This is a genomic window from Limosilactobacillus avium, from assembly GCF_947381485.1.
Lineage (GTDB): Bacteria > Bacillota > Bacilli > Lactobacillales > Lactobacillaceae > Limosilactobacillus > Limosilactobacillus avium.
The window spans coordinates 1-257 of record NZ_CANCWN010000117.1; the positions used below are offsets into that span (position 1 = coordinate 1).

Here is a 257-nt window from a genome sequence, read left to right on the forward strand (position 1 = left end):
TGCTGACTTAGCTCAGTTGGCAGAGCACGTCATTAGTAATGATGAGGTCGGAGGTTCGAATCCTCTAGTCAGCACTATAAAGCTTCCTAATCCTTGATATATCAACGCTTTGCGAATGTGTATCAAGGATTATTTTTGTTTATTTAGGAATGTTATGCACACGGCTGTGCACACAGAAAAGTAAGCACACCATAACGACACGTATTGAAAAAGGCGGTCGTGATCCTCAAGCTTGGATCACGATCGCCCTACTTATT

General features: G+C 42.4%; 1 tRNA gene. It reads left to right on the forward strand.

The annotated features are described in order from the left end of the window. The first annotated feature begins 1 nt into the window (after position 1). A tRNA-Thr gene (locus QOS01_RS10540) sits at positions 2-74 on the forward strand. Positions 75-257: the final 183 nt, after the last annotated feature.